Source organism: Streptomyces sp. NEAU-W12, assembly GCF_026242095.1.
GTDB lineage: Bacteria > Actinomycetota > Actinomycetes > Streptomycetales > Streptomycetaceae > Streptomyces.
Window position 1 is genome coordinate 1 of the sequence record NZ_JAPJDM010000057.1, and the last position, 11,967, is coordinate 11,967.

Consider the following 11,967-nt stretch of genomic DNA (forward strand, 5'->3'; position numbering starts at 1 on the left):
CCCAGATGCCGCGCCAACTGCACCGCCGCCATACCCACACCGCCCGCACCGGCATGCACCAGCACCGACTCCCCCGCCCGCACACCCGCCAGATCACGGAACGCGTACAGAGCGGTCAGGAACACCAACGGCATCGACGCCGCCTGCTCGTCCGTCCACCCGTCGGGGACATGGACCAGGAACCGCTCGTCGATCAGGACATCGGTGCCCAGACCACCGGGCACCATGCCCATCACCCGGTCGCCGGGCCGCAGCCCGGTGACCTCGGGGCCGGTCCCGGCCACCACACCGACCGCCTCGGCGCCCAGGAGACCGGCCTCACCGGGGTACATGCCGAGCGCGTTCATCACGTCACGGAAGTTCAGCCCGGCCGCCCGCACTTCGAGGCGCACCTGCCGGCCCTCCGGCGCCTGCAGCACCTCCGGGGAGGGGACGAGAGTAAGGGCATCCAGGGTGCCGCGGTCGTCGCTGTCCAGCCGCCAGGGCAGTCCGGTGACCGGGAGCAGGCTCGCGCCGCTGGTCAGCCGGGCGAGCCGGGCGACGCGTACGGTGTCGTCACGGACCACGAACTGGGTGTCGCCCCCGGCCAGCAGGGCGGGCAGGCGTCCCAGGAGCGTGCCGGCATCGGCGCCCGTGGTGTCCGTGTCGAGGTCGAGCAGGGCGAAGCGGCCCGGGTTCTCGGCCTCGGCGCTGCGGACCAGGCCCCAGGCGGCGGCAGCGGCGAGATCGCGCACCCGTTCGCCAGTGGCGGCGGCGACGGCGCCGCGTGTGACGAACACCAGCCGGGACGGCCCGGAGGGGTTCAGCTCCAGCCACTCGCGCACCAGGTCGAGGGCGCGGGCGGTGAGGGTGTGGGCGGCGGCGGGCAGTTCGCCGCCTCCGCCGTCCAGCGGTGCCAGGACGAGCTCGGGCTGCGGGGAGGCGGCCAGGCTGTCGGCGAGGGTGGTGACGGTGGTGCCCGGCAGTCCCGTGCCGGTGCCGAGGACGGCGCAGCGGACGTCCGTGTCGGTGCCGGTGTCGGTGGCGGGGGTCCACTGGAGGCGGAGCAGGCCGTCCTGTTCGCTGGTGCGCAGCGCGGGCGCCTGGATGGCCGAGGGGACGCGCAGGATCAGCGACTCGGCGGACAGCACGGGCGCGCCCTCGACGTCGACCGCGGCGATGGAGACGGAGTCCTCGCCGACGCGGGCGACACGGACGCGGACCACGGAGGCGCCGCCCGCGTGCAGGGACACCCCGGACCAGGAGAACGGCAGCAGCTTCTTGCCGTCACCGAGGCCGACGAAGCCGACGGACTGCACGGCGGCGTCGAGCAGGGCCGGATGCATGCCGTAGTACTCGGCGTCGTCGACCTGGCTCGGCAGGGCGACCTCGACGAACGCCTCGTCGCCGCGCCGCCAGACGGCGCGCAGCCCCTGGAAGACGGGTCCGTACTCGGTGCGTTCGTAGAAGCCCTCGAGATCGGCGGCGACGGCGCCGCGCGGGGGCCAGACGCTCGCGTCGAAGGCGGTGGTGCGTTCGCCGGTGGTGAGGACACCGTTGGCGTGCTCGGTCCAGCGCTGCTCCGGGTCGTCCACGGTCTGCGAGTAGACGGTGACCTTGCGGGCGCCGTTCTCGTCCGGGGCGCCGACCCACACCTGGACGACGGCGGCGGCGTTCTCGGTGAGGATGAGCGGCTTGGCGAGGGTGAGTTCGTCGATGCGGTCGCAGCCGACCTGGTCGCCGGCGCGGACGGCGAGTTCCAGGAAGCCGGTGGCCGGGAAGGCGACGACGCCGCCGACCGTGTGGTCCATCAGCCAGGGGTGGGTCTGCGCCGAGAGGCGTCCGGTGAACAGGACCCCGTCGAGGCCCGCGAGGGAGACCGCGGCGCCCAGCAGGGGGTGTTCGGCGGAGACGAGGCCGGCGGCCGACACGTCGCCGGCGGCGGCCATCAGGACGGGCCAGTACCGTTCGTGCTGCCACGGGTAGGTGGGCAGGTCGGTGCGGCGCGCGCCGGTCCCGTCGAAGCAGCGGGCCCAGTCGACGCGCACGCCCGCGACGTGGAGCCGGGACAGCGCGGTGAGCAGGGCGCGTTCCTCGGCGCGGTCCTTGCGCAGGGCGGCCGCGGACACGGTGTCGGTGGCGCCGTCGAGCACCTGCGCGGCCATCCCGGTGAGGACGCCGTCGGGACCCAGTTCCAGGAAGGCGTCGGCGCCGGCGTCGGCCAGGGCGCGCACGCCGTCGGCGAAGCGCACGGCTTCCCGTACGTGGCGCACCCAGTAGTCCGCCGAGCACAGCAGCTCCGGGCCGGCGATCTCACCGGTCAGGTTGGAGACGACCGGGACGAGCGGCTCGTGGTAGGCCAGTGCCTCCGCGACGTCGCGGAAGGCGTCGAGCATCGGCTCCATCAGCGGCGAGTGGAAGGCGTGACTCACCGGAAGACGCTGCGTCTTGCGTCCTTGAGCTGCGAACTCGGCGGCGAGCGGGAGGACTTCGGCCTCCACGCCGGCGACGACCACGGCATCCGGGCCGTTGACCGCGGCCACCGACACGCCGCCGGTCAGCTTGCGGGTGATCTCCTCCTCGGTCGCCTGGAGGGCCATCATGGCGCCGCCGGCCGGGAGGTCCTGCATCAGCCGGGCGCGGGCGGCGACCAGGGTGCAGGCGTCGTCCAGGGACAGGACGCCCGCCACGTGGGCGGCGGCGATCTCGCCGACCGAGTGGCCTCCGACGAACTCCGGTGTCACGCCCCACGACTCGACGAGCCGGTAGAGCGCGACCTCGAGGGCGAACAGCGCGGGCTGGGTGTAGCCGGTGGTGTCGAGGAGTTCCGCCTCGGGAGTGCGGCGTCCGGCGAAGACGATGTCGCGCAGCGGCCGGTCGAGTTCGCGGTCGAGCCGGTGCAGTACGGCGTCGAGGGCTTCGGCGAACACCGGGAAGCGGGCGTACAGTTCACGGCCCATGCCGGGCCGCTGGGAGCCCTGGCCGGAGAACAGGACGGCCAGTGACCGCTCCGTGGCCCGGCCGCGGGCCACCTCGGCGGGTACGCCGTCGGCGCCGGTGAGCAGCACGGCCCGGTGTTCGAAGACCGAGCGGCCGGTGGCGAGGGAGTAGCCGGTGTCGAGCGCGCTGGCGTCGGTGGGTGCGGTGATCTGGGCGAGCCGGTCCCGCAGGGCGTCCTCGGTCTTGGCGGAGACCGGCCACGGCACGACCGCCGGGGTGAGGGACGGGACGGCGGGCTCTTCGGGCTGCGGGGCCGGCTCGGCCTGCTCCAGCAGGACGTGGGCGTTGGTGCCGCTGATGCCGAACGAGGACACGCCGGCCCGGCGGGGACGGCCGGTCTCCGGCCAGGGGGCGCGCTCGCCCAGGAGCCGGACGGCGCCCGCGCTCCAGTCGACGTGCCGGGACGGCCGGTCCGCGTGCAGGGTGGGCGGCAGGACGCCGTGGCGCATGGCCATGACCATCTTGATGACGCCGGCGACACCGGCGGCGGCCTGGGCGTGGCCGATGTTCGACTTGATCGAGCCGAGCAGCAGGGGACGTTCGGGGTCGCGGCCCTGGCCGTAGGTGGCGAGGAGGGCCTGCGCCTCGATGGGGTCGCCGAGGGGGGTTCCGGTGCCGTGGGCCTCGACGGCGTCGATGTCGGCGGTGGTCAGGCCGGCGGACTGCAGGGCGCGCTGGATGACGCGCTGCTGGGAGGGGCCGTTGGGGGCGGTGAAGCCGTTGGAGGCGCCGTCCTGGTTGACGGCGGAGCCGCGGATCACGGCGAGCACGGGGTGGCCGTTGCGGCGGGCGTCGGAGAGGCGTTCCAGCAGGAGCATGCCGACGCCCTCGGACCAGCCGGTGCCGTCGGCGTCGTCGGAGAAGGCCTTGCAGCGGCCGTCGCCGGCCAGGCCGCCCTGGCGGCTGAACTCCATCAGGGAGCCGGGCGCGGACATGACGTTGACGCCGCCCGCGAGGGCGAGGCCGCACTCCCCCGCGCGCAGGGCGTGGGCGGCGGCGTGCAGGGCGACCAGGGAGGAGGAGCAGGCGGTGTCGACGGTGACCGCCGGGCCCTCCAGGCCGAGGGTGTAGGACAGGCGGCCGGAGGTGGCGCTGGCGGCGATGCCGGTGCCGATGTCACCGGTGGCGTCGGCCAGGGAGCGGACCAGCAGGTAGGCGTAGTCCTGTCCGTTGGTGCCGACGAAGACGCCGGTGGCGCTGCCGCGCAGGCTCTGCGGATCGATGCCGGCCCGTTCCAGGGCCTCCCAGGACGTCTCCAGCAGCAGGCGCTGCTGCGGGTCCATGGAGACGGCCTCGCGGGGTGAGATCCCGAAGAAGGCTGCGTCGAAGTCGGCGACACCGTCGAGGAATCCGCCCTGCTGGCTGACGGAGTGGCCGCGCGCGTCCGTGCCGGCGTCGCGCAGGGCGTCGAGGTCCCAGCCGCGGTCGGTGGGAAAGCCCGAAATGGCGTCGGTGCCGGTTTCGACGAGCCGCCACAGGTCCTCGGGGGAGGAGATGCCTCCGGGATAGCGGCAGCTCATCGCGACGACGGCGACGGGCTCCGCGGCGGCTGCCGCGAGTTCCCGGTTCTGCCGCCGCAGCCGTTCGGTCTCCTTGAGCGAGGCCCGGAGAGCTTCGACAACTTTTTCGCTGGGCGTGGTCATGGTCGCTCCGTCAGTCCCGCTGGTCGTCAAGATTGCCGTTGAGTGCCGCCTGCACCAGGTCGTCGACCTCCATGGCGTCGATGGACGCGTCGGAGACGTCCTCGGCGCCGGTGCCCTCCGCCTGCGCCCCGGCCGCTGCCGGAATCCGCCCGGCGAGCTTCAGGAGCGGTTCCAGGACGCCGAGCTCGCGCAGCCGGTCGAGGGAGACCGAGGCGAGGACGGCGCGCAGCGCGTTCTCGTCGGTGGTCTCACCGCCCGGTGTGTCGCCGGGCAGCAGTTCGCCGAGGACGTGCTCGGCGAGGGCGGCGGGGGTGGGGTGGTCGAAGACGAGGGTGGCGGACAGGGTGAGTCCGGTGGCGGCGCCGAGCTGGTTGCGCAGCTCGACGGCGCCGAGTGAGTCGAAGCCGAGGTCGCGGAAGGCCCGGTCGGGGCCGACCAGGTCGGTTCCGGTGTGGCCGAGGACGTCGGCGGCGCGTTCCCGTACCAGGGTGAGCACGGTCTGCAGGCGCCGGTTGCCGGGCAGCCGGGCCAGCCGGTCGCGCAGTCCGGGCGCGGCGCGTTCGGCGTCGCGCCCGGCCGTGTTCGCGGCGGTGAGAGCGGCGTACGCGGGCATCTCCGCGAGGAGGCTGCTGGGCCGCACGGTGGTGAAGGCGCGCACGAACCGCTCCGGGTCGACGTCGGCGACGACCGCGACGGGGTCGCCGCCGGTGACGGTCTGGCGCAGTGCCAGGACCGCGAGGTCCGGGTCGAGCGGCCGGATGCCGGTGCGCCGGGCGAGGGCGGTGGCGCGGTCGTCGCCGGCCATGCCGTCGCCGCCCCAGGCGCCGTAGGCGACGGAGGTGGCGGGCAGGCCGTCGGCACGGCGGCGTTCGGCGAGGGCGTCGAGGACCGCGTTGGCCGCCGCGTAGTTGCCCTGGCCGGGGTTGCCGACCGCGGCGGACGCGGAGGAGAACAGGGCGAAGACGTCCAGGTCGTGGTCCCGGGTCAGCTCGTCCAGCAGGAGCGCGCCGGTGACCTTGGCGTGGAAGACCGCTTCGAACCGCTCGGGGGTCAGGCTGTCGAGCACGCCGTCGTCGAGGACGCCCGCGGTGTGCACGACACCGGTGAGGGGCGCGTGGCCGGGGATGTCCGCGAGGACGGCGGCCAGGGCGGCCCGGTCGGCCGTGTCGCAGGCGGTGAGGGTGGCCTCGGCGCCGAGTTCGGCGAGTTCGGCCCGGAGCTTGCCCGTGCCGGGCGCGTCGGGGCCGCTGCGGCTGAGGAGCACCAGGTGGCGGGCACCGGCGCCGGCGAGGCGGCGGGCGACGTGGGCGCCGAGGGCGCCGGTGCCGCCGGTGATCAGGACGGTGCCGGTGGGCTGCCAGTCGCGGGGGGCGCCGGGCTGCACGGCGGCGAGTCGGCGGCCGAAGACCGCGGCGGGCCGGACGGCGAGCTGGTCCTCGCCCTCGGGGTCGGCGAGAACGGCCGTGAACCGCTGTGCGGACCGCTCGTCGAGGGTTTCGGGAAGGTCCACGGTGCCGCCCCAGCGGTGCGGGTACTCCAGGGCCGCGACCCGGCCGAGGCCGTGCACGGCGGCCTGGAGCGGCGCGGGTACGCGTTCGCCGGGCGAGACGGCGACGGCGCCGCGGGTGAGGCACCACAGCGGTGCGTCGACGCCGGCGTCGCCGAGCGCCTGGAGCAGGGCGGTGGTGAGGGTGGCGCCGCGCGGGGTGCCGGGGGCCTGCGGGTCGTGGCCCCCGGCGAGGGCGAGCAGTGATACCACACCGGTGAACGGGACGCCCGCGTCCTGGAGTTCACGCAGCCGGGCGGCGAGGTCGGCGCGGTCGGCGGCGGTCGCCTCCAGGCGGACGGTCGCGGGGCCGAGGAGGCTCAGCACCTCGGTGGTCCACGGGTCGTCGTCGTGTCCGGCGGGCAGCACGGCCAGCCAGGTGCCGGTTGGGGTGCCGGTGGTGGCGGCCCGGTTCAGGGGGCGCCAGGCGATGCGCTGGCGCCAGCCGTCCACGGTGCTCTGGTCGCCGCGTTTGCGGCGCCAGTCCCGCAGCGCGGGCAGCACCCGGGACAGGGACTCCCCGTCGACGCCCAGGTCACCGGCGAGGGCGTCGAAGTCCTCGTCCTGGACGGCGGACCAGAACGCGGCGTCCCCGTCGTCGGCGGCCGGCGCGGTGTCCGGGGTGGCGGGAGCGGCGTCGGGCCAGAACCGGCGGCGCCGGAAGGCGTACGTCGGCAGGTCGACGCGGCGGGCGCCGGTGCCGTCGAGCAGCGCGGACCAGTCCAGGGGCTGGCCGGCGGCGTGCAGCCGGGCCACCGCGCCGATCAGGGAACGCTCCTCGTCGCGTCCGGTGCGCAGCGCCGGTACGGCGGCCGGGGCCGGGCGGTTGTCGTCGGCGAGGGCGTCGAAGGTGTCCTGCGCCAGGGAGCAGAGCACGCCGTCGGGCCCCAGCTCCAGGTAGCGGGTGGCGCCGCGGGCGGCGAGGGTGCGTACGCCGTCGCCGAACCGGACGGCGCGGCGCACGTGGTCGACCCAGTACCCGGGGTCGCACACCCGCTCCGGTGCGGCCGTCTCCCCGGTGAGGTTCGACACCAGGGGCAGCGTGGGCGAGGTGTACGAAACGCTCCGGGTGGCCCGTCCGAAGTCCTGAAGCATGGCGTCCATGTGCAGGGAGTGAAACGCATGACTCACCCGCAAACGCCTAGTCTTCCGGCCGAGTGCGGTGAACTCCTCGGCGAGGGCGGTGACCGCGTCCTCGTCGCCGGAGATCACGACCGCGTCGGGGCCGTTGACGGCGGCCAGTGACATCCGGTCTCCGAGCCGTGTGGCGACCTCCTCCTCGCTCGCCCGTACGGCGATCATGGCGCCGCCGGCCGGGAGGGCCTGCATCAGGCGGGCGCGGGCGGCGACGACCGTGCAGGCGTCCTCCAGGGTGAACACCCCGGCGACGTGGGCGGCGGCGATCTCGCCGACGGAGTGCCCGGCCAGCAGGTCCGGGCGGACGCCCCAGGACTCGACCAGCCGGTACAGGGCGACTCCGAGGGCGAACAGCGCGGGCTGGGTGTAGCCGGTGGTGTCCAGCAGGGCCGCCTCGGGCGTGCCCTCATGCGCGAACATCACCTCGCGCAGCGGCCGGTCGAGCTCCGGGTCGAGGCAGGCCGCGACGGCGTCCAGGGCCTCGGCGAACACCGGGTACCGGGCGTACAGTCCACGGCCGGCGCCGGGCCGCTGGGAGCCCTGGCCGGGGAAGAGGAACGCGGTCCGGCCACCGGGGGCGGCGCGGCCCCGCAGGACGTTCGGTACGGTCCGGTCCTCGGCGAGCGCGGTGAGCGCGTCGACGAGTTCGACCCGGTCGGCGGCGACGAGCACGGCGCGGTGCTCGAACGCCGAGCGGGTGGTGCCGAGGGACAGCGCCAGGTCGGCGACCGAGTCGGTGCGGCGCGCGGCGTCCGGGTCCGCGCCGTCGGTGAGCCGGGTGCGCAGGCGGTCCGCCTGGTCGGCCAGGGCGTCCCGGGTGACGGCGGACAGGGCCACGGGCAGCGGTCCGGCGGTCGCCGCCTCGGCGGACGGGACGGGCGCGGTGCCGTCGGCGTCGGCGTCGGCCGTGGGTTGTTCCAGGACGACGTGGGCGTTGGTGCCACTGGCGCCGAAGGAGGACACGCCCGCGCGGCGCGGACGCCCGGTCTCGGGCCAGGCGGTTTCCTCGGTCAGCAGCCGTACGGCGTCCGGGTCCCAGGCGACGTGCGAGGACGGTGTGCCGACGTGCAGGGTCTTCGGCAGGGTGCCATGGCGCATCGCCATGACCATCTTGATGACGCCGGCGACACCGGAGGCTGCCTGGGTGTGGCCGAGATTGGACTTCAGTGAGCCGAGCAGCAGCGGCCGCTGCGGGTCGCGGTCCTGGCCGTAGGTGGCGTGCAGGGCCTGCGCCTCGATCGGATCGCCGAGCGCGGTGCCGGTGCCGTGCGCCTCGACGGCGTCCACGTCGTGGGCGGTGAGGCCCGCGGCGGTCAGCGCCTTGCGGATGACGCGCTGCTGGGAGGGGCCGTTGGGGGCGGTGAGGCCGTTGGAGGCGCCGTCCTGGTTGACGGCGGAACCGCGCAGCACGGCCAGGACCTGGTGTCCGTTGCGGCGGGCGTCGGAGAGCCGCTCGACGACGAGCATGCCCACGCCCTCGGCCCACGCGGTGCCGTCGGCGTCGTCGGAGAAGGCCTTGCAGCGGCCGTCCGGTGACAGGGCGCCCATCTCGCCGAACTCGACGAAGCCGACCGGGGTCGACATCACGGTGACACCGCCCGCGAGGGCGACGGAGCACTCGCCGTTGCGCAGGGCCTGCGCCGCGAGGTGCAGCGCGACCAGCGACGACGAGCAGGCCGTGTCGACGCTGACCGAGGGCCCTTCCAGGCCGAGGGTGTAGGACAGGCGGCCGGAGAGCAGACTCGCCGACTGGGCGGTTTCGACGTGGCCGACCTGGCCGATGGCGGGACGGTAGTCGCCGCTGCCGCCGCCGACGAAGACGCCGGTGTCACCGCCGCGCAGCCCGGCCGGGTCGATGCCGGCCCGTTCCAGGGCCTCCCAGGCGGCCTCCAGCACGATCCGCTGCTGCGGGTCGATGACCAGGGCCTCACGCGGGGAGATGCCGAAGAAGTCGGGGTCGAAGTCGGCGACGTCGTACAGGAATCCGCCGTGGCGGGTGACGCTGCGGCCCCGGCCGTCCCGGTCCCCGTTCAGGAGCCGGTCCAGGTCCCAGCCGCGGTCGGTGGGGAAGGCGCCGATGGCGTCGGTGCCGGCTACGGCCAGATCCCACAGGTCCTCGGGCGAACGCACTCCGCCCGGGTAGCGGCAGCTCATGCCGACGATGACGATCGGGTCGTCGGCCGCCCCGGCGTCCGTCCCGTACGCGGCCGGGGCGGCCGGGCCGGTGTCCTCGCCGAGGAGCCCGGTCAGCAGGTGGGCGGCGAGCGCGGTGGGCGTCGGGTAGTCGAAGACCAGGGTGGCGGGCAGGGTGAGTCCGGTCGCGGCGGCGAGCTGGTTGCGCAGGTCGACGGCGGTCAGCGAGTCGAACCCGAGGTCCTTGAAGGCCTGGTCGGCGGGTACGGCGTCGGCGCCCGCGTGGCCGAGCACCGAGGCGACCTCGGTACGGACCAGGTCCAGCGCGTACGGGAGCCGGTCCCGCTCGTCCAGCTGCCGCAGCCGGGTGCGCAGCGTGTCGGCGGTGCCCGCGTCCGCGCGGTCGCCGCCGGCCGCGGCCGGCGCGCGCCGCACCTCGGGCAGTTCGGTGAACAGGCGGCCGGGCCGGGTGCGGGTGAAGGCGGGTGCGAAGCGGTCCCACAGTACATCGGCGACGGTCACCGAGGCCGGTGCCGACGGGTCGGCGACGGCGTCGCCGACGACCGCGCCGAGCACGGTCAGGGCCCGGTGCGGGTCCATGGCGGGCAGGCCGTTGGCGCGCAGGTGGGCGGCGAGCCCGTCCGGGCCGGCGCCGGCCCAGGCCCCCCAGGAGACGGCGACCGCGTTGCCACCGCGTGTCCGGCGTTCCTGGGCGACGGTGTCCAGGTAGGCGCCCGCTGCGGCACCGGCTCCCTGACCGCTGACGCCCCAGACTCCGGAGATGGAGCCGAAGACGACGAAGGCGTCCAGGCTCCGGTCCCCGGTGGCCGCGTCCAGCGCGTCGAGGTCCCGGCGTACGGCGGCGAGGAGGGCGTCCGCGCCGGGGGCACCGGCGCCTTCGGCGGGGACGCCGTCGTCGCCGGTGTGGATCACGGCGGTGAGCGGACGGCCCTCGGGCAGGGCGTCCACCGCCGCGGTGAGCGCGGAGGGGTCCGCGGGGTCGTGCGCGACCACCGTGAAGTCGGTCTCCAGCTCGGCGAGTTCGGCACGCAGGGCGTCGAGCGCGTCGGCGTCGGCCTCGCCGCGGACGGCCAGCAGCACTCCGGTGGCGCCGTTCCCGGCCAACCAGCGGGCGACGTGGCCGGCGAAGCCCTCGGGGCCGCCGGTGACCAGCACGGTGCCGGTGGGCCGCCACGGGGCGTCCGGGCGCTGTGCCGCCGCCCGGACCAGGCGCCGGCCGTAGGCGCCGGAGGCGCGCAGCGCGACCTGGTCCTCGGCGTCGGGTCCGGTCGCGGTCAGGACGGCCCGCAGACGCTCGGCGGTGCGGGCGTCGGCCACGTGGTCGAGGTCGACGAGACCGCCCCACCGGTCGGGCCGCTCCAGGGCGGTGACCCGGCCGAGGCCCCAGACCGCCGCCTGCACGGGGTCCGCACCGGCGTCGGAACGGCCCACGGAGACGGCACCCCGGGTGACGGCCCACAGGCGGCCGGCGATCCCGGCGTCGTCCAGGGCGTCCAGCAGGGCGTCGGGCCAGGCACCACCGGACAGCAGGGCGCGGTCGGCGCCGCCGTTCGCCGCCACGGCGGCGAACAGGGAGACCACACCGGCGTACTCGGTACCGTCGGCGGCCTCCGCCAGACGTGCGGCGAGAGCGGCGTCGTCCGGAGCGCAGACCACGCGCACCGCGTCGGCGCCGAGGGCACCGACGACGGCCTCGGCCCACGGGTCACCGTCGAGCACGGCCGGAATCAGCACGAGCCAGGGGCCCTCGGCCATCGAGGAGCCTGGGGCGGTGGTGGCGGTGGCGGTGTCGGAGGCGGTCAGCGGACGCCAGCTCACCCGGTAACGCCAGCCGTCCACCAGGGACCGCTCGTTGAGCCCGCGGCGCCACGAGGAGAGCGCGGGCAGCACGTCCGACAGGACGGTGTCGTCCAGGTCCAGCGTGGCGGACAGCGCCTGAAGGTCCTCGCGTTCCACTGCGGCCCAGAAGGCGGCGTCCACCGGGTCCTGCCCGGCTCCCGAGCCGGGCGCGGCGGCCGGTTCGGGCCAGTAGTGCTCGCGCTGGAAGGCGTAGGTGGGCAGTTCGACACGCTGGGCGCCGGTCCCGCGGAACCAGGCGTCCCAGTCGATGTCCACGCCGGTGACGTGGAGCCGGGCCAGCGCGGTGAGCAGCGCGGTCTCCTCGGGGCGGTCCTTGCGCAGGGCGGCCGCGGACACGGTGTCGGTGGCGCCGTCGAGCACCCGCGCGGCCATCCCGGTCAGGACACCGTCGGGACCCAGCTCCAGGAACGCGTTCACACCGGCACCGGCCAGCGCGCGCACACCGTCGGCGAAACGCACCGTGCCCCGGACATGACGCACCCAGTACTCCGCCGAACACAGCAGGGCGGGGTCCGCGACCTCACCGGTCACGTTGGACACGACCGGGATGGCCGGCACGGCGTAGGTGAGGCTCTCGGCGACCCGACGGAACTCCGCCAGCATCGGCTCCATCAACGGCGAGTGGAAGGCATGACTCACCGAAAGACG

General features: G+C 75.4%; 2 protein-coding genes. Both read right to left on the bottom strand.

The features are described from left to right. The coding region (locus ORI94_RS34415) for a type I polyketide synthase (RefSeq protein ID WP_266082938.1) at window positions 1-4,622 on the bottom strand (4,622 nt) is incomplete at its 3' end. A 10-nt stretch (window positions 4,623-4,632) separates the two neighbouring features. Further along, window positions 4,633-11,967, bottom strand: a 7,335-nt coding sequence (locus tag ORI94_RS34420; RefSeq protein WP_266082940.1) for a type I polyketide synthase, incomplete at its 5' end; no start/stop codon positions are given.